Below are 17,544 nucleotides of genomic sequence, written 5' to 3'. Positions count from 1 at the left end.
TAAAGCCCGGGGTCAAGCACTTATCCATTAGAACCAATTAAGGGCTTTATTCAGTTCTTAATCAGGCAGTTTTTTAAAATCTTTTCCAAATTTGTTACCATTTACCAACCTGCGTCGACAAACAAAGGCAGTGGAACCCGTGTTAATAAATTTGTACTATTCAGTTTAAATCTTGTCATTAATCGCGTGATTTAAATTTTTGTTTAAACTTGGGCGAAAAAAATCAAACCTTTTGAGGCTCATACAAAAAGTTTGTGATCATGTCGATGACCAGATTTTTTTGCTTGATAGCAAACTCCTCAAACTGATCTTCCGTCATCTGCCACATTTTCATATGCATTGGCTTGCTGATAAACAGAAACTGAATGTTACAAAAAATCATAGGTATCAACTGGTTGCCATTGATGGGTCTAATTGTACCACGATTAATTTCTACCTGAAGTTGCTCTTCAAACAAGGTTTGATGCACTTGTTTCATGATCCCAAATGAATCCGCAATCCGTTCCGGATTGCGATGGATTTCATTCATGATAAAAAGTGCCAGGCAAGGATTTTCCTTCATCAACTGGAAATCGTGCTCAATCAAGGCCGCAATTTTCTCCCGCAGACTGATCGGCCTGTTCAGGATCTCGACCATTCCAGTGAAGAATAGCTGAAACATTTCTGCAAAGATGTTCAGAAACAGCTTTTCCTTGCTGCGGAAATAGTAATTGGTTAGGGCAATATTGATCCCAGCGGCCGTAGCTATATCCCGCGACGTCGCCCCATCGAAACCCTTCTCCAAGAAAACCTGTTTAGCTGCTTCCCAGATTCGCTCTTCGGTTGACTTGGATGGCAGCGTGAAACAATCCATTTTCTTTTTCATTTGTCGCTTCAAAATTATACGATAGATTACAAACGAACAATCATTTAAAACGATTATTTTAAATGATTGTTTAAATTTTTGAAACAACTCTTGGTGTGAGACGGATATAGGGTATTGAAAGATACAGTTTCTAGTCCAAGTGATACAATCACATATGTTATCGTTAACAGCAACATGGGAGAAGAAATTGCCGAACAGCGGTTTTATTTCGTTCAATTCCATACCATGTTTTCTGTTACTTATACCCAGCTATCTATTTGTAAATTTCCAACAGAACAGATTTATTTTCTTTTTAATCAGGCACATCCTGATGGTACATTGAACAAAAAAGGCCCGGACTCAATAGCCGGGCCTTTTCCAATTTACATGCACTGATAAAACTATGACGCAGAACAGAAATTTAACGTGCAAACCTACAGAGCTAAGTGAAGAAGATAACTACCGGCGGGTAAAAACGGGAAATTTCCCGGATCTGCCGTCCCTCCCCGCTCTTGTACACCCATCTGGTAAAACCGGTTTTTATCATGCAGGCTGACCGTACCCTCACCGGATACGGTTTTCAGGGGGGGCCAAACCTTCTCCCGGGCTGCTCATTTTGCCTGGTAGATTAATACAAACCGTGCAAACCATTCCCGATCATGGAAAATCAAAATCCCCAGGACCCTACGTTGGATCAAACTGATTATGACTCCGTCGACTATGACCGCGCGACCAACGACAACGAAGCAGCCGCTATTGAGTCGGGTGCTGATTCAAGCGACGATATTGCTGAGGAGGAGTAACGTGGCTCCTGATATTGGCTGATTTTTACCACCAGCGAATCAGCACTATTCCCAAACTTGCGTAGCACATTAACCAAACCGCTATGCAACGTCGAACATTCCTGACCGCATCTCTGGCCGCTTCGGCCTTTCCGGCACCGGCCAAAACCGGGGAAGCCGCTCCGGTTTCTGACTCCTTTGTGGTCAAAGCGGGTGAAGCCCGTTCAGGAGTCCACACGCCTTATCGGGGCATCAACGCGAACGATGTAAAAATATCGGGCAAGGATACGAACGGACAACTGGCGGTTTTTGAATATCTTGGGAAAGAGAAAGTCGGTCCGGTGCTGCACGTTCACCACGATCAGGACGAAATCTTTTCGATTGTTGAAGGCGAGTATCTGTTCCAGGTCGGTGATGCCAAGTTTACGGTCAAAGCAGGTGATACTGTCTTTGCTCCCCGGGGCGTTCCGCATACCTGGCTGCAAGTGTCCGAACGCGGGAAGCAGGTATATATGGTACAGCCGGCCGGCCAATTGGAAGAAATGTTTGTAAAACTGAGCGCCCTGAAAGAACCACCGACCGACGAGCTTTTGCAGAAATTGCATCAGGAACACGGTATGTCCGTTCTGGGTCCACCCCTGACGCTCAAATAACTCAACCGGTGTAACCTTATGGATGCATTCTTCGACTTTCGGCTTCCCAGCCCGGCCCTGCGCAACCATGTGCGGCAGTTGCAGATTGTGGGCTGTTCGTTTCCGGCTTCCATGGCGGTGTTGCCCGTAAAATCATACTGGCCCCGGGCCGAAAACTCGCTGGCGTTTTATCCCCGGGATCGTGAAAAAATTGAATACGGCTTCAACGGACACCGGCTTGCCAAACCGGTGTCTACCCTAAACGGTCAGTATTCTATGGTCACCAACCGGCACGTCGGGCGCGATTTCATGGTTTTTCAGGTGCAGTTTCAGCCGGGAGTGCTGCATCAACTGACCGGCATTCCGGCTCACGAACTGACGAATACGTTTCTGGATGCTGAAGACGTCTTCGGAATGGCTGTTCGCCGGGTCAATGAACGACTGGGCGACACGCAGCACTATACTGCGATGATTCCGATCGTTGAAAGTTTTCTGTTACACCTCATCCAACGGGCGAAGCACTGGTCGCTGCGCCCGATCGATCGGGTCTGCCGGTTCATTCTGGTGCATCCGGAACGAACCTCGCTGGATTGGCTGGCCGACCAGGCTTGTCTTTCTCAACGTCAGTTCTACCGGCAGTTTGTCGAGCGCGAAGGAGTCAGCCCTAAGCTTTATGCCCGAATTGCCCGATTTGAGAATGCCATGAAGCGCCGGAATGCTCACCCAAACCTCGATTGGCTCAGTATTGCCCTTGAATTAGGTTACTACGATTACCAGCACCTGGTCCGCGACTTTCGGGAGTTTACCCAATTGACGCCAAACGCTTTCGCGCAGCAGGAGGCCAAAGCGCCCGAACGGTTGTTTGGCGCAACCGAAACCTGATTGATGAAAAGTTACGGCTACCGGATCGGATGAATAAAATCGCAATCAATAATTGTGTGTACAATCTAACACTGTTAGCTATCTTCTTTGCCGTGAACTTACCCAAAAAACCGGCTATAAGGAAGCCCGAACAACTGCCCTGCCCTTCGTTCCTGCTCTCCTGAACTACCTGGTCGATGGACTGTTGAATAACGTTGACAGATGAAAGCAGGTTATAAAATTAAACGGCATCTCCAATCTAACACTGTTAGCTCATTATCAACATGTTACCGATATTTAAAATAAATACACTTAGAGATTGCCTGCAAATACTGGCGAATAAGCAGTCTGCTCACAGCGCCTGTTTCAGCCCACCATTATCCCTCATACTCCCGTCGATGGCCAGGAGGCAGGTTCTACCGCTTGCTCATTGAACGCTTCTTCCCGGTATTTGAACGGCTGAAAACTGCTTTATGTCCTCCGGCTTGTTCGGTCTCACAACCCCAGTCAACACAGTGATATTTTTGTTCCGGTTCATCAAACGGTACTGACGCGCAGCAGCCGTTGCTAGACCCAGACATTCTATTCACATCTTCAACTTATTGCTAATGAAAGTCTTATTTGTTGTCGTTGGCCTGCTGCTGGTCATGGCCGACCGTTTTGCAGAAACCAAGCCTGTTCTTGACCTAAAAGCCGAGCAGGCGGCCATTCGCGCTGTGATTGCTAAAGAAACCGAAGCCTATTATCGGCAGGATTTTCAGGCCTGGCGGAATTGCTACGTCCACGCACCGTATCTCCGTCGGTACGGCTACTGGGAAGGCTACCCGAATAAAGTCCAGATTCACAACGGGTTTGCGGCTTTGGAAGCCGACAAAAAACAGCAGTTCGCCCGAAACCAAACCGTGTGGCAAGGCTCCACCGAGGAAGTTTCGAACGAAAATTTCCGGATTTACCCCAACGTGGCCTGGTACACCTTCGACCAGGTTTCCTACGAAAAAGGCAGCCGCAAGGTGCTGGGCCGATCGGTCGAAACCCGCATTCTGGAAAAGCACGACGGCCAGTGGAAAATCGCCTACATGGGCTTTCACTACCTGCCCCAGAGCAACGAATCCGCTAACTAACGGACACTGGACTGGCCGATGAGCTTACTTTTTCGGTTCGTCGTAGCTCAGGCCGTATTGTTTCAGTACATCGTCGGGCACGCCGTTCCACTGGTTCGGCGTGTTGCCGACGTAGCCCAAATCCTCGATGCCCATTTTGCTGGAGTAAAAACCGCCCAGTACAAAGTTGCGCATCATCGTAAAAAACGCGGCTCCCTGCGTCATGTCGGGGGCCACCTTTTCGGGATAGGCAATCTGCTCGACCATGTCGATCTGCTGCTCTTTGGTGCATTTGGCAAACGGATTGCCGTACCGGCTGACACATTTCCGGTCGAGCCAGCGCAGGCCCCCGCGTATGGGCGTCTGGTTGCGGGGCTGGTCGCGCATCATGAACTCGATGAACGCCGGAACCCCGGCCTGCGACGCGCTCCCCGACCGCGCATCGGCCGGAACGATGATGTCGCCCAGGATTGTGACGGTTTGCAGTTCGGCCGCGGTGAAAAATTTCTCCGTGGCTGTCAGCAGCTTCATATCGCGTTCTGCTTCAAATTTCTGCCGCCCGGGCAGCAGTTTCACCGCCGGTTTGGGTTCGGGTGGTTCGGGCACCGCAGCCTCCACCGGCCCCACGGCCAGGCCCAGGGAGGAGATGGAAATGGCTTTAAGGCTGTCTCTGCGCTTCATTTTTTAATCGTTTAAGGTTTGAGGTTTAACGTTTAAGGTGCTTTGCTGTCACTTGCTTCTGTTTTTTTGTACTTCCATCCTTTTACATCTGATTCTTTTAACCTGGTTATCAAGCCATTCAACATTTGGCTGGCTCTTCTGGCTTTAGTGGCCAATTCGTCAAAAGTTGGTTGATCAATGTAAAGTTGATCCAACGCCCGATACAATTGCGAACGAACTTCACCGGCTGACCCTTTAGCAATCGAAAGGAACTGGATAAACTCACCCCGGCTACCTCGTTCAAAGCCCTCAGCAATATTATCCATCACAGACCCAGACGAACGCCGGATTTGATTACGTAAATCGAAATCTTTGCTGAAGTTTCCTGTCGAAGTACAAGCATAAACATCCTTAGCCAACTCTCTCGCTAATTTCCAAACTTCCAGTTCCTCAAATTGCTGAATGGTTGCCATCCGAATCACGTTAAACGTTAAACCTCAAACCTTAAACGTGGCTCAGATATTCTTCTGCTTCACCTGGTCGATCAGATACTCCGAGGTGCGCATGGAAGCGGCCAGAATGGTCCAGGTGACGTTTTTATCGCCCTGCGAGACGAAGGGCGCGGCATCGACGACGAAGAGGTTTTTGACATCGTGGGCCTGCTGGTACTTGTTCAGGGCGGATTTGGCCGGATCATTACCCATCCGGACCGCCCCGACTTCGTGAATAATCCGGCCGGGAGCCGCCAGGCCGTAGTTCTGCTCCTTGCCCGGTTTGTTGCCCAGCGGAATGCCGCCCATCGCGTGGATGATTTCCTCGAAGGTGTCCTGCATGTGCTTGGCCTGCTTGATTTCGGCATCGGCCCACTTGTAATGAAACCGCAGCGTCGGAATCCCGTATTTATCGACGGTGTTGGGGTCAATTTCGCAGTAGTTGCTCTCCAGCGGCACCGGTTCGCCCCGGCCCGACATGCTGACGTAAGCCCCGTAAAACCGGCGAACGTCGTCTTTCAGGCCCGCGCCGTAGCCTCCGGCCGGTTTCAGTTTGCCGTCGCGGCCCGGAATTTTGCCGTTCAGACTCTCGATGCCTCCGCCGTAGCCGTAGCCCGGCATCCCCATGCCTCCTCCGTACTCAATGTGGTAGCCACGCGGAAAGTCCAGCTTGCGGTTGTCGAGCCACCAGGGCGTAAAGACGTGCATCCCACCGACGCCGTCTTCGTTGTAGCGTTTGCGGTCCATCAGCGCGGGCACGAAGCCGGAGCGCGAGGCCCCCGTCGAGTCGTTCAGGTATTTTCCGACCACACCGCTCGAATTGGCAAGGCCCGTTGGAAAACGCGACGATTTGGAGTTGAGCAGCAAACGCGCTGATTCGCAGGTACTGGCCCCCAGAATGACGGTTTTGGCCCGCACCGAAATTTCCTGCAAACTGATCGTGTCGACGTACGAAACACCCGTGGCCAGCCCGGTCTTGGCATCGGTCAGCACTTCGCGCACCATCGCGTTGTTGATCAGCGTCAGGTTGCCGGTTTTCATCGCCGGGATACACAGCACTGAGGATGACGAGAAATCCGCATAGGCCGAACAGCCCCGGTTGCACTGGCGGCAGTAAAAGCACTGCCCGCGCTCGTTGTTGATGGGTTTGGTCAGAATCGACAACCGCGACGGAATGACCGGGATGCCGATGCTGGTGGCTGCTTTTTTCAGCATCAATTCGTGCAGACGCGGTTTGGGGGGCGGCAGAAAATACCCGTCCGGTTCGTTCGGCAGGTTCTCGACCGAGCCAAAAACGCCGATCAGTTTATCGACCCGATCGTAGTACGGTTTGAAATCTTCGTAGGGAATCGGCCAGTCGTCACCCACGCCCGTCAGGGAGCCGCGCCGGAAATCGTCGGGACCGAAGCGCATCGAAATCCGGCCCCAGTGGTTGGTCCGGCCGCCCAGCATCCGGGAGCGAAACCAGTGGAAATCCGCACCCGGCTTGGAGGAATACGGTTCGCCTTCAATTTCCCAACCGCCCCAGGCTGCATCGAAATCACCTCCCGCCCGCGTGGTGCTGGCCCCGCGCCGGGGCGACTCGTACGGCCATTTGAGTTGCGTCATGTACTTCGGATCGGCGGGGTCGAAATAGCCGCCCGCTTCGAGCAGCAGCACTTTGGCACCGGCTTTGGTCAGCATGTAAGCCGCCATACCGCCCCCAGCCCCGGAACCGACAACAACCGCGTCGTATACCGTGGGGGCTTTTTTGATCTGGAACAGGTCCATCAGGAAGGATGAGGTTTAGGAAGGAATCAATTTACGGAAAATATACTACCAAATCCAGAAATTATACCTTGAAAAGCAAGAAAGCCGCACCAACTACTGATGCAGCCCAAGGGATTCTTTTGGTGAGTATTCGCCCCGGCTCCGATTTGTGCAGAGATTCACACTTTGTCGGTGTGTCCCCGGCTGGCGATGGTTTCCAACGGATTGATGGCCCGGACGGGCATAGAGATAACTGGCTGGTCGTCAATCATCTTTAAGTCCCAAAGTGCAATGGATTCAAACGGAACGTTCAGTTTGGCCAGTTCATTGACGATTTCGTTGTAGGCTCTCTGGTTGAGGCTTTTCAGGCTTTGCAAATCGGCCGGTTTCAACAACGCCAGCGTTTCGATCAGCGACAGCCGCCCGACTTCGGCCAGGTTGCAGATTTTCCGTCGCCGAACGATGGAGTAGAATGTGGTCCGGGTTGGCACCCGAAGCGGAATTTGATCCAGCGTAATAGCCGGAATTTCGCTCAAGATCTGCTTTCGTCGCCGGATTTCATTTTCCAGAAACGACTGTAACCGGATCAGTTCACCGCCGGAAATATTAGTAATCTTCTGGCGCAACCGCTCCAAATTTAATTCCTCCTGCATGGTGCTCGTTAATCGGGTACGGTGGTACAAATAGTCGTACAAAAGTAACCGCCGACGAGCGGTTCCCAACGGCAAAAAGGCTCTTTTTTCAGGAAAAAAGCGGTTTTCGAGGAAGCGGTATCAATAGCGTTCGTAGATCTTCGTCAGAAAAGCCGCCGTCCGGTTTCGCATATCCGCCACCGAACCGGCGAAGTTATTATTCATCATACTGAACAAGAGCAGCTTGCCTTTTTTGGTAACCAGATAACCGCTCAGGTTGTACACGCCGGTCATCGAACCGGATTTAGCAAACACAAACGGCCGGTCGGTTTTATAGACGCGCTGAATCGTGCCGGTCGACCCACCAACGGCCAGGAGTTGAAACAGCCGCTGCTGCGGAACAGTCCGGTAGATTTTCTGCAATAACCCAACGATGGATCGCGGGGTAAACAGGTTATACCGCGACAGCCCCGACCCATCGACCCACCTGGGCTTGTCGGGCAAATCGGCCAGGTGTTTCGCCAAAACCACCTGAATCCCGACCGCACTGTTGACAGTATCCTGCACCGACGAACACAGCAGCATCAGGTGTTCGGCCAGGGTGTTGTCGCTGACCTGCAACATCCGCTTGTACAGCGAATCGGCCGGTTGGCTGTACACGGTTTTGGCCGAGCGGTCAAACCGGATGTCAGCCACCGAAACCGGCCGTTTCAGGGTGTCGGTCAGCAATTGCGCGGCTAGTTCGGACGACCAGCGGAAGGGAACATCCTGCTTAAACGGCCGCACGGCTTCGGGCCGGTCGAAGCGGTTGCGGTGTTCGTCGCGCTGCACACTCCGCGAAAACCGCCGAATCGAAACCGCCGTGACGCTATCCCGAAAAAACCGGGGCTCCACATCCAGCCGGGCCACGCGGTCGGGCGAGATGAACCGGACAATGTTGCCGTAGAGCGGCAAAGGAGCCAATTCGGCCGAATAATCGTCGTTGTAGTCGTCCCAGGCCCAGCCGGGGCCGAAGCGCGGGCCGCTGTAGTTGGCCGGAGAAAACACCAGTTTTTCGGGCCGGTTACGCAGAAACCGCAACGCCGTCGTGTCCGGTAAATTGGGATTCAGCAGCAGCGGGTCGCCGGTGCCCCAGAAAATCAGCGAATCACCACGCGTGATGTAGCGCAAGGCCGGTATCGAATCGCCGAGCGTGACCAGTCCGGCGTAAAAGCTGAACAGTTTGGTGTTGGATGCGGGCGTGAAATACTGGTCAGCATTGTGCTGCACGACCATTTGCTGCTTTTCCCAATCGTACAGGGCAAACCCGGTAACGTGGTCGGTCAGTTCGGGATTTTGGCGAAGCTGGCGCTGAATCGGGCGGTAGGTGGCGCAACCACTCAGGAATACCAACAGGCAAAAAAGATTGAAGGCTAGTCGCATAGCCCAAAATACAGTTTTTTGCCGTATTTAAAACAAAACCGCCCAATCTACTGCGAATTGGGCGGTTTGAGTCAACATTCAGGCGCGTTTCAGCTTCAGTGCAACGGAATTGAGACAATACCGCTGGCCGGTTGGCGGTGGGCCATCGTTGAACACGTGACCGAGGTGCGCGTCGCAAACGGCACACAGCACTTCAACCCGCGTCATACCGTAGCTGTAATCGTTTTCGAGCTGAATCAGCTCCGGGTCAATCGGTTCGGTGAAACTCGGCCAGCCCGTGCCCGAATCGAACTTTTGTTTGGATTCAAACAGGTCCGTACCGCAGCAGATGCACTGGTAAGTACCCGGATCGTGGCTTTCGCAATATTCGCCCGTGAAGGCCCGTTCTGTCCCTTTCTGGCGGGTCACGCGGTATTGTTCCGGCGTCAGTTGCTGCCGCCATTCTTCGTCGGTTTTAATGACTTTCGTAATCATATGGGGTTGATTGATAATGAGCAAATCCTTTCGTCTGATAACCGGCAAGGCCGTCGGGCGAAAGTTTGATTACAGGCATAAACTATTTTGGGATTGATTTATCTTTACTGTCGGTTATGACCCTCCACCAAATTCTGAAACAATTCTGGGGCTACGAGTCGTTCCGGCCTTTGCAGGAGGACATCATCCGCTCCGTCCTCGACCGCCGGGATACGCTCGTGCTGCTGCCCACCGGCGGGGGCAAATCGCTGTGCTTTCAACTCCCGGCGCTGGCTATCGGCGGGGTTTGCATCGTTGTGACGCCCCTGATTGCCCTCATGAAAGACCAGGTTGAGCAGTTGCGGAAGAAGGGCATTCCGGCTGTGGCAATTTATTCCGGTATGCACTGGCGCGAAATCGACCGGGCACTCGACAACTGCATTTACGGCAACGTCCGGTTTCTCTATGTCTCGCCCGAACGGTTAAAAACCGAAATTCTGATCGAACGGGTCAAGCAAATGCAGGTTGGTTTACTGGCCATCGACGAAGCGCACTGTATCTCGGCCTGGGGCTACGATTTTCGGCCACCCTACCTGCAAATCGCTGAATTTCGGACGCTTCTGCCCGGTGTTCCGGTGGTGGCGCTGACGGCTTCGGCCACGCCCGAAGTTCAGAAAGACATTGTTGAGAAGCTGGAGATGCAGGCTCCGCAGGTGTTCCGGCAGACGTTCGCCCGCAAGAATTTGTCATATTCGGCGTTCTACGAAGAGAATAAGGAAGCTCGGCTGCTGAAAGTGTTGCAGGGCGTGCCGGGTGCGGCTATTGTCTACGTGCGGAGTCGGCGGCAGACGCAGGAAATTGCCGAGTGGCTACACCACCAGGGTATTCGGGCGGATTATTACCACGCCGGTTTAACGACCAAACAGCGTTCGGATAAGCAGGATGCCTGGATTCATAACCGGGTGCGGGTGATCGTCGCCACCAATGCGTTCGGGATGGGCATCGACAAACCGGATGTGCGGACGGTTGTTCACCTGGATGTTCCCGACAGCCTGGAAGCCTATTACCAGGAAGCTGGCCGGGCCGGGCGCGACGAGAAGAAAGCGTATGCGGTTTTGCTCTATAACCAGAAGGATCTGAGCGATATCGAACAGCGGATTATTCAGCAATATCCGCCCATTGAAGCCTTGAAACGAACGTATCAGGCGTTGGCGAATTATGCCAATCTGGCCATCGGCGGGGGCGAGTTTACCGATATTGACTTTGACCTGACGGCGTTTTGTCAGGCGTTTCAGCTGCCGGTGACGGAAACGCATTATGCCCTGAAACAGTTGCAACTGGAAGGCTTTATCGAGCTGAGCGAAGGCTACTTTAGCCCCTCGAAGGTGGTGATGGCGGTCGATAACCGGGCGCTGTACGAGTTTCAGGTAATGAATCCGCATTACGATAGTTTCCTGAAACTATTGCTCCGGCTGTATGGGGGCGAGTTGTTTACCACCTACGTCAGCATTTCGGAAAGCGCCATTTCCAAAGCCGCCCGAATGCCGGAACAGGAAGTTTTAGCCTTGCTGGAACAGTTAGCGCAGCGGTCGATTCTGCACTACGAAAAGCAGAAGGACAAACCGCAACTGACGTTTCTGACTCCGCGTTTCGACGCCCGGAATCTGCCCATCAATGTGATGGAACTGGAACGGAGCAAGCAGCGGAATCTGGCCAAAGTGCGGGCCATGCTGGATTATGTGCAAAATCCGGTGCAATGCCGAACGCGAAGGTTACAGGCCTATTTCGGCGAAGAACCGAAGGAGTCGTGCGGAATTTGTGATCACTGCCTGAGCCAGCACCCGGCTCCGGTTGATCCCGAACGGCTTCGTCAGGAGATCATTCAGCAACTCGATGCCACCCACGGTCAGGGCCTGTCCCCGCGCCGACTGGCCGAGCAATTGAACCTGACCGGCGACCGGCTGGCGGAAGTGGTCCGCCAGATGCTGGCCGACGAACAGTTACGGATCGATGCCGCCGGAAATTTACATTCCATGAACACAATGAATCTACGATAAGCGTTTTATGAAAAACTCTGTTTCGCGCCTGCTCCTGGCGGCACTGGTCAGCACCAGCACGACGGGCGCTTGGGCACAATATTACCCCGGTCTGGTCAGCAGCAACTATGGCGGTATTCACCGGATGCTCCAAAACCCCTCCTCCATCGCCGGAACGCGGTACAAATTTCAGGTGGTGGCGTTTACCGGAAACTCGTCGGTCAATTCGCTGTATACCAAATATGTTTCAAAGGGTCTTTTTCAAACCATTCAATTACCCTATAGTAAGAGTCTTAGTCTGCCGCTCCGGACAGTGGGCTCCATCACCGATGCCCCAAGAACCACTTCTTACTCTGAAATCCTGGGACCGTCGTTTCTGATCAATGTCGATGGCAACCAGACCATTGCCCTGCATACCCGGCTAAAAAGTTATCTCTACGGATCATCGCTTCCCGAAAACCTGACGGAAGCTTACCGAAACCGGCTTTTTTACCGCAACCTGCAACCCTCGTCGGGTAGCTTCGATTTTGGTCTGGCACACAACAGCTACGGCGAAGTGGGCCTGACCTACGGATTACAGGTGTTTGATGGGCAATGGCACCGGTTGAAGATCGGCGCAACGGTTCGCCGGATCGTGGGGGCGCAAATGAGCTATCTGAACGCCCGGGGGAACTACGCCATTCGGCAGGTCAACGGCGATGTCGAAAAGAGACTGGATATCACGAATCTAGATTACAGCCTTGGTCAAACGACAACGCGGAAGGATTTCAGCCTTTCGTCGGTTTTTTCGAATGCCTATGGCAGCGGTTGGGGCTATGATTTGGGTGCTACCTACGAAATTGGCAAGCGAACGACCGGGCGGGGTTACAATTCCGATACGCCTATGAAAGACCCGCGACCCGCTTACTGGCTCCGGCTTTCGGCGGCTTTGCTCAATGGCGGCAGCATCCGGTATCCGGCGGGACAGGCGATCACAGGCGGTGGCCCGTTTACCTTCAACCAGGAAGAACTGGAAAAATTCGGCAACGCCCCAGCCGATTACCTGAACACGCACGCAGACAACGGTTCACAGACGTACAATCCGGGAAAAGTAGCCCTGCAACGGATGCTCCACCTCGAAGCCGATCTGCGGCTGGTGCCGTCGTTTTATGTCAACGGATTATCCATGACCAACCTGTCGTCCGGCGCAACGCAGATGCCGAACATGCTGATTGTCACGCCCCGGTTTGAAGATGAAGATGTGGAATTGGGTCTACCAATTTCGATTATCGGCCCCGACAGCCGGGTGGCCGTTGGTCTTTCTAGCCGCCTGGGACCGCTTACGCTCGGTTTCAGCGACATGGGCCGCCTGTTCAGCAAGAAAGGCGAAAACCGCAGTTCCCTCGTCTGGCTCGGCTTCTCCGTCTGGAAATGGAGGAAATAGAGTTAAGAGTTATGAGTGAAGAATTAAGAGTTGGCTCCGCCACTTTACAGGAAACGGCGGAGCCAACTCTTAATTCTTCACTCATAACTCTTAACTCTATTTGTTTGCTTTAACGACGTTGGTGAATTCGCGGGATTTGAGGGAGGCTCCGCCGATGAGGCCACCGTCGACGTCGGGTTGCGCGAACAACTCGGCCGCGTTCTTTTCGTTGGCGCTACCGCCGTACAGAATCGTTGTGTTATCAGCAACTTCCGGGCCGTATTGGCTGGCGATGTGTTGCCGCAGCATTTCGTGCATTTCCTGCGCCTGTGCGGAGCTGGCTGTCAAACCGGTCCCGATGGCCCAGATCGGTTCGTAGGCAATGACAATGTTCGCAAATTGCTCCGGCGACAGGTGGAACAGGCTCTCGGTCAACTGCGTGCGGACAAAATCCAGGTGCACTTCCGTTTGCCGTTGTTCGAGCGATTCACCACAGCAGAAAATAGGCGTTAAACCATTCGCCAGCGCGCTGTTCACTTTCTCGGCCAGTTGGGCGTTGGTTTCGGCAAAATACTGCCGCCGTTCGCTGTGGCCAAGAATGACGTACGAAACGCCAATCGACTTCAGCATCGGTGCCGAAATCTCCCCGGTGTACGCGCCCGATGCTTTTTCGTGGCAATTCTGAGCACCCAACGCTACCCGCGACTGCCCTTCCAGATACGGCTTAAGCGTGGTCAGGTACAAAGCCGGGGGGCAGAGCACCACCTGGACATCGCCCGTTACCTCATCATTTATCATATTGACCACCTCCGACACCAGCCCGAGAGCCTCGTCGAGCGTCTTATTCATCTTCCAGTTTCCGGCAACAATTTTTTTACGCATAGGTACCTATTTAATGATTTACACCCTGATTACGAACTGACTACCCAAAAAAGAGCGATTTAAACCGTCGTATCTAAATTTTTGTTCAACCACTCGCGGGGCGAAATTAGCGGTTTTTCAACATCATTTTCCATTCATATAAAAAGTATCCGGATTGCGAAGCAACGATTCATTAAAAATTGTGTTATTAGACAAAATAGTTGTAACTTTTCAACGCCTTTTTATCGACAACTTTTATGAAACTGTTTGTTATCTTCTTCGGAATTTTGCTCTGCTCGCAGGGGGTTCTGGCGAGCAATGACGAGCAGAAGAATGCAGATAAGTACGGTTATTTCCTGACGGGTAATCGTAAACAGGCCCGAATTCCTTTTCAGCTCCACTCCAATCTGATTATCGTTCCGGTTCGCATCAATAATTCGGACACCCTGCATTTTATTCTGGATACGGGCGTTAGCTCCGTCATTATCACTGACCCGGCGGCTGTCCGACGACAACCCCTGCGTTTTACCCGCAAAGTGAAGCTGACCGGCGCGGGCGAAGGCGGGCAGTTGATGGCCTCTGTTGCCATCGACAACTTTTTGATGATGGGTCATATGCAGGCCAATCATCAGAACATTGTGGTGCTGGATGACGATATTCTGCGGCTGTCCGAATACGTTGGCATTCCGGTTCACGGCATTTTTGGGTACGAAATTTTCAGCAATTTTGTGGTCACAATCGACTTTCAGCGCCGGGAACTGGTACTCAACAGCCCAAAAAATTACCGGTATCGCCGTTCGCATGGTCCCCGTTATCCCATTTCCATTCAGGACACAAAACCGTATACGGACGTCATGGCGCTGCTCGACAACGGCAGGACTCTACCGATCCGGGTTGTGATCGATACGGGAGCGGGACACGCCTTGCTGATCAACCGAAGCAACGGCGATGATATCCGGCTGCCCGACAAAGTAATCCGGGCACAACTGGGCCGGGGCCTGAGTGGTGTTATCAATGGAAACCTAGGGCGGATTGAGAAAATTCGGCTGGGAAATTTTGAAATGGACAACGTTGTGGCTTCGTTTCCCGACAGTACGTCATTCGGGTTAAAAATCGCGGAACATGCCGCCGAACGCAACGGGAATTTAGGGTGTGAGATTCTGCGCCGGTTTAAGGTGACGTTCAATTACCAGGACAAGTACATGGTGCTGAAACCGATCAAGCGCATCCTGAAACAATCGTTTGAACACGACATGAGCGGTCTCGAACTGAAAGCGCGGGGGACCAATTTCCGGAACTACTACATTGAAAAAGTAATCGACGATTCGCCGGCCGCCCGGTCGGGCCTGCGGGATGGCGATGAGGTGCTTTTTATCAACAACACCCCGGCGGGTGATCTGAATGTCAGCGAAATCTACAAGATGCTGCAAAAAGGGGAAGGCAAGGAAATCAGCATCCTCGTTCGGCGCAACGGCGCCATTGTCTTTGCACAATTTGCCCTGAAGCGAATGATATAACCAAAAACGCGGCATCTGGTCAGCTAAACGAATTTAGCTGACCAGATGCCGCATAATGTCTTTAAAAGTGATGGACCACTCGGGTGTATCACTTCCTACCTATCGTCGTCTGGTTAAACCGACAACGTACCTTTCTGGTGCGCATCTTTCAACGTCGCTTCCAGACCTTTTTTGTTGATCGTGCGCATGGCGGAGGTCGAAACCTTCAACGTAACCCAAGCGCCCTGCGATTCCAGGAAGAACCGCTTCTTCTGCAAGTTGGGATAAAATTTCCGCTTCGTTCTATTGTTAGCGTGTGATACGTTATTACCAACCCGCGTCCGCTTTCCTGTAATTTGACAAACTCGTGCCATGACAATACCTTTTTCTGAATGAGCCCGCAAAGTTGATAAAAAATCACCAGTAATGCAACCCTAAAGAGTTAAAAGTTAAGAATTAAGAGTTAAGAGTTAAGAGTTGGCTCCGCCACTTTACAGGAAACGGCGGAGCCAACTCTTAACTCTTAACTTTTAACTTTTAACTCTTAACTCCCCGCCAGGGGCAGTGTTTGCAGCCGTGTTTGCAGCAGTAGCCGCGCTTCAGGTGGTATTTGGCCGTGAAAACGAGAAATCCCTGTTCATTGAAATAATAATCTTCATCGTCCAGCCCATCAACAAGCGGCTTTTTAGGATTGGAAGTCGGCATGGGTTGTCTGACTGAGCAAGTAATTGTATTTTTGAATTTCGGATTAAGGCCGAAATTTACTCGTTACTGCTTACATTACTCACTCCCCCGTACAATCATGGACACGTTATCATCGGTATCGGCGACGCAACAGGCCATTGACCTGGAATGGAACTACGGCGCGCACAACTATAAACCGGTTCCGGTGGTCCTAAACCGGGGCGAAGGCATTTTCCTGTGGGACGTCGAAGGAAAGAAATACTATGATTTTCTGTCCGCCTACAGCGCCGTCAGCCAGGGACACTGCCACCCGCGTATCATCAGCGCCCTCATTGAGCAGGCTCAGCGCCTGACGCTGACCTCCCGGGCTTTCCATACCGACCAGCTCGGCGTGTGCGAAAAATTTCTCTGCGACTACTTCGGCTACGACAAGGTGCTGATGATGAACTCGGGCGTCGAAGGGGGGGAAACCGCTCTGAAACTGACTCGGAAGTGGGCGTATAAAGTCAAAGGTATTCCGCAGAACCAGGCCAAAACCGTGTATGCTACCGGGAATTTCTGGGGCCGGACACTGGCGGCTATTTCGTCGTCGACCGACCCGGAAAGCACCAACGACTACGGCCCGCTCCTGCCCGGTTATCTGCTCGTTCCGTATAACGACTTGAATGCGCTCGAAACCGTGTTTCGGCAAGATCCGCACATTGCCGGGTTCATGGTTGAGCCGATTCAGGGCGAAGCGGGTGTGGTGGTGCCCGACGAAGGCTACCTGAAAGGCGTGCGGGAACTGTGTACACAATACAACGTGCTGTTCATTGCCGACGAAGTACAAACCGGCATCGGACGCACCGGCAAGCGGCTGGCCTGCGATCACGAAAACGTCAAACCGGATCTGCTTGTGCTGGGTAAAGCGCTTTCGGGTGGTACGATGCCGGTTTCGGCCGTGCTGGCCAACGACGAAGTGATGCTCACCATCAAACCGGGCGAACACGGGTCGACCTACGGCGGCAACCCGCTGGCCTGCGCCGTGACAATGGCAGCCCTGAAGGTGATTGAAGACGAAAAGCTGGCCGACAATGCCGCTCGCATGGGCGAGGTGTTCCGGAACCGGATGCAGGCCCTAATCGAAAAGGAGAGCCTGGTTACGCTGGTGCGCGGGAAAGGGTTGCTCAACGCCATCGTGGTGAGCGGACATCCGGCTTACGGGGAAAAAACCGCCTGGGAAATCTGCCTGCGTCTGAAAGACCGGGGCCTGTTGTGCAAACCCACCCACGGCGACAAAATCCGGTTTGCGCCCCCGCTGGTCATTACTGAAGAACAGATGCACGAAGCCTGTGATATCATCGAGCAAACAATTCTGGCGTTTGTTTAAAAGTTGTATCGCAGACGGGGCCGCCCGGCGGTTAAGCGGAGGACATCAGAGTTTATCAGAGAACAACTCC

The 17,544-nt window shown here is 52.7% G+C and carries 18 protein-coding genes; 8 read left to right on the top strand and 10 right to left on the bottom strand.

The genetic code is table 11. From position 1 onward, the window contains the following. Window positions 1-223: 223 nt before the first annotated feature. Complete coding sequence (locus ACO2Q8_RS05170; RefSeq protein WP_423343726.1) at window positions 224-865, bottom strand: TetR/AcrR family transcriptional regulator; 642 nt, start codon at window positions 863-865, stop codon at window positions 224-226. Between the two features lie 638 nt (window positions 866-1,503). On the opposite strand from ACO2Q8_RS05170, the gene ACO2Q8_RS05165 reads away from it, so the two are divergent. From ACO2Q8_RS05165 to ACO2Q8_RS05150, 4 genes are all read left to right on the top strand, one after another. Then, a complete protein-coding gene (locus ACO2Q8_RS05165; RefSeq protein ID WP_423343725.1) occupies window positions 1,504-1,647 on the top strand; it encodes a hypothetical protein in 144 nt (47 codons plus the stop codon). Window positions 1,648-1,730: 83 nt separating this feature from the next. Continuing rightward, window positions 1,731-2,279 carry a cupin domain-containing protein gene (locus tag ACO2Q8_RS05160; RefSeq protein ID WP_423343724.1) on the top strand — a complete coding sequence of 183 codons (549 nt, stop codon included), beginning with the start codon at window positions 1,731-1,733 and terminating at the stop codon, window positions 2,277-2,279. A gap of 18 nt (window positions 2,280-2,297) precedes the next feature. Next, window positions 2,298-3,140 (top strand): helix-turn-helix domain-containing protein, encoded by an 843-nt coding sequence (locus ACO2Q8_RS05155; protein WP_423343723.1) that lies wholly within the window; start codon window positions 2,298-2,300, stop codon window positions 3,138-3,140. Window positions 3,141-3,727: 587 nt separating this feature from the next. Further along, on the top strand, window positions 3,728-4,240 hold the full coding sequence (locus ACO2Q8_RS05150) for a hypothetical protein (RefSeq protein ID WP_423343722.1): 513 nt from the start codon (window positions 3,728-3,730) through the stop codon (window positions 4,238-4,240). 24 nt (window positions 4,241-4,264) lie between these two features. Here ACO2Q8_RS05150 and ACO2Q8_RS05145 read toward each other — a convergent pair whose 3' ends face one another. The 6 genes from ACO2Q8_RS05145 to msrB all read right to left on the bottom strand — a co-directional run bounded on the left by ACO2Q8_RS05145 (window position 4,265) and on the right by msrB (window position 9,647). Further along, window positions 4,265-4,900 carry a gluconate 2-dehydrogenase subunit 3 family protein gene (locus ACO2Q8_RS05145; protein ID WP_423343721.1) on the bottom strand — a complete coding sequence of 212 codons (636 nt, stop codon included), beginning with the start codon at window positions 4,898-4,900 and terminating at the stop codon, window positions 4,265-4,267. 32 nt (window positions 4,901-4,932) lie between these two features. Beyond that, entirely contained in the window at window positions 4,933-5,352 is a 420-nt protein-coding gene (locus tag ACO2Q8_RS05140) for a four helix bundle protein (RefSeq protein ID WP_423343720.1), read from the bottom strand. A 42-nt stretch (window positions 5,353-5,394) separates the two neighbouring features. After that, complete coding sequence (locus ACO2Q8_RS05135; protein WP_423343719.1) at window positions 5,395-7,140, bottom strand: GMC oxidoreductase; 1,746 nt, start codon at window positions 7,138-7,140, stop codon at window positions 5,395-5,397. Between the two features lie 158 nt (window positions 7,141-7,298). Continuing rightward, window positions 7,299-7,772, bottom strand: a complete 474-nt coding sequence (locus ACO2Q8_RS05130) for a hypothetical protein (protein WP_423343718.1) — start codon at window positions 7,770-7,772, stop codon at window positions 7,299-7,301. Between the two features lie 120 nt (window positions 7,773-7,892). Next, complete coding sequence (locus tag ACO2Q8_RS05125) at window positions 7,893-9,173, bottom strand: D-alanyl-D-alanine carboxypeptidase/D-alanyl-D-alanine-endopeptidase (RefSeq protein WP_423343717.1); 1,281 nt, start codon at window positions 9,171-9,173, stop codon at window positions 7,893-7,895. Between the two features lie 78 nt (window positions 9,174-9,251). After that, window positions 9,252-9,647, bottom strand: a complete 396-nt coding sequence (gene msrB / locus ACO2Q8_RS05120) for a peptide-methionine (R)-S-oxide reductase MsrB (RefSeq protein WP_423343716.1) — start codon at window positions 9,645-9,647, stop codon at window positions 9,252-9,254. A gap of 116 nt (window positions 9,648-9,763) precedes the next feature. On the opposite strand from msrB, the gene ACO2Q8_RS05115 reads away from it, so the two are divergent. Beyond that, window positions 9,764-11,683 (top strand): RecQ family ATP-dependent DNA helicase, encoded by a 1,920-nt coding sequence (locus ACO2Q8_RS05115; RefSeq protein WP_423343715.1) that lies wholly within the window; start codon window positions 9,764-9,766, stop codon window positions 11,681-11,683. Between the two features lie 7 nt (window positions 11,684-11,690). Further along, complete coding sequence (locus ACO2Q8_RS05110) at window positions 11,691-13,085, top strand: DUF5723 family protein (protein ID WP_423343714.1); 1,395 nt, start codon at window positions 11,691-11,693, stop codon at window positions 13,083-13,085. A gap of 96 nt (window positions 13,086-13,181) precedes the next feature. On the opposite strand, the gene tpiA is transcribed toward ACO2Q8_RS05110, so the two are convergent. Beyond that, on the bottom strand, window positions 13,182-13,946 hold the full coding sequence (gene tpiA / locus ACO2Q8_RS05105; protein ID WP_423343713.1) for a triose-phosphate isomerase: 765 nt from the start codon (window positions 13,944-13,946) through the stop codon (window positions 13,182-13,184). A 236-nt stretch (window positions 13,947-14,182) separates the two neighbouring features. On the opposite strand from tpiA, the gene ACO2Q8_RS05100 reads away from it, so the two are divergent. Continuing rightward, complete coding sequence (locus tag ACO2Q8_RS05100) at window positions 14,183-15,442, top strand: aspartyl protease family protein (protein WP_423343712.1); 1,260 nt, start codon at window positions 14,183-14,185, stop codon at window positions 15,440-15,442. A gap of 113 nt (window positions 15,443-15,555) precedes the next feature. Here the strand turns inward: ACO2Q8_RS05100 and rpmB are convergent, their stop codons facing one another. Next, window positions 15,556-15,795, bottom strand: coding sequence for a 50S ribosomal protein L28 (gene rpmB / locus ACO2Q8_RS05095; protein ID WP_423343711.1), 240 nt, complete (start codon window positions 15,793-15,795; stop codon window positions 15,556-15,558). A gap of 163 nt (window positions 15,796-15,958) precedes the next feature. Further along, a complete protein-coding gene (locus ACO2Q8_RS05090) occupies window positions 15,959-16,126 on the bottom strand; it encodes a DUF5522 domain-containing protein (RefSeq protein WP_423343710.1) in 168 nt (55 codons plus the stop codon). Window positions 16,127-16,223: 97 nt separating this feature from the next. Between ACO2Q8_RS05090 and rocD the strand changes: the two genes are divergently transcribed. Further along, window positions 16,224-17,474 carry an ornithine--oxo-acid transaminase gene (gene rocD / locus ACO2Q8_RS05085; protein WP_423343709.1) on the top strand — a complete coding sequence of 417 codons (1,251 nt, stop codon included), beginning with the start codon at window positions 16,224-16,226 and terminating at the stop codon, window positions 17,472-17,474. Window positions 17,475-17,544 lie beyond the last annotated feature (70 nt).

Source organism: Larkinella sp. VNQ87, assembly GCF_049445795.1.
Classification (GTDB): Bacteria; Bacteroidota; Bacteroidia; order Cytophagales; family Spirosomataceae; genus Larkinella.
This window is presented reverse-complemented; position numbering and strand designations above follow the sequence as displayed.

Coding starts and splice junctions, on each gene's coding strand:
- ACO2Q8_RS05170 (WP_423343726.1), bottom strand. CDS start 865: ATGAAAAAGAAAATGGATTGTTTCACGCTGCCATCCAAGTCAACCGAA.
- ACO2Q8_RS05165 (WP_423343725.1), top strand. CDS start 1,504: ATGGAAAATCAAAATCCCCAGGACCCTACGTTGGATCAAACTGATTAT.
- ACO2Q8_RS05160 (WP_423343724.1), top strand. CDS start 1,731: ATGCAACGTCGAACATTCCTGACCGCATCTCTGGCCGCTTCGGCCTTT.
- ACO2Q8_RS05155 (WP_423343723.1), top strand. CDS start 2,298: ATGGATGCATTCTTCGACTTTCGGCTTCCCAGCCCGGCCCTGCGCAAC.
- ACO2Q8_RS05150 (WP_423343722.1), top strand. CDS start 3,728: ATGAAAGTCTTATTTGTTGTCGTTGGCCTGCTGCTGGTCATGGCCGAC.
- ACO2Q8_RS05145 (WP_423343721.1), bottom strand. CDS start 4,900: ATGAAGCGCAGAGACAGCCTTAAAGCCATTTCCATCTCCTCCCTGGGC.
- ACO2Q8_RS05140 (WP_423343720.1), bottom strand. CDS start 5,352: ATGGCAACCATTCAGCAATTTGAGGAACTGGAAGTTTGGAAATTAGCG.
- ACO2Q8_RS05135 (WP_423343719.1), bottom strand. CDS start 7,140: ATGGACCTGTTCCAGATCAAAAAAGCCCCCACGGTATACGACGCGGTT.
- ACO2Q8_RS05130 (WP_423343718.1), bottom strand. CDS start 7,772: ATGCAGGAGGAATTAAATTTGGAGCGGTTGCGCCAGAAGATTACTAAT.
- ACO2Q8_RS05125 (WP_423343717.1), bottom strand. CDS start 9,173: ATGCGACTAGCCTTCAATCTTTTTTGCCTGTTGGTATTCCTGAGTGGT.
- msrB (WP_423343716.1), bottom strand. CDS start 9,647: ATGATTACGAAAGTCATTAAAACCGACGAAGAATGGCGGCAGCAACTG.
- ACO2Q8_RS05115 (WP_423343715.1), top strand. CDS start 9,764: ATGACCCTCCACCAAATTCTGAAACAATTCTGGGGCTACGAGTCGTTC.
- ACO2Q8_RS05110 (WP_423343714.1), top strand. CDS start 11,691: ATGAAAAACTCTGTTTCGCGCCTGCTCCTGGCGGCACTGGTCAGCACC.
- tpiA (WP_423343713.1), bottom strand. CDS start 13,946: ATGCGTAAAAAAATTGTTGCCGGAAACTGGAAGATGAATAAGACGCTC.
- ACO2Q8_RS05100 (WP_423343712.1), top strand. CDS start 14,183: ATGAAACTGTTTGTTATCTTCTTCGGAATTTTGCTCTGCTCGCAGGGG.
- rpmB (WP_423343711.1), bottom strand. CDS start 15,795: ATGGCACGAGTTTGTCAAATTACAGGAAAGCGGACGCGGGTTGGTAAT.
- ACO2Q8_RS05090 (WP_423343710.1), bottom strand. CDS start 16,126: ATGCCGACTTCCAATCCTAAAAAGCCGCTTGTTGATGGGCTGGACGAT.
- rocD (WP_423343709.1), top strand. CDS start 16,224: ATGGACACGTTATCATCGGTATCGGCGACGCAACAGGCCATTGACCTG.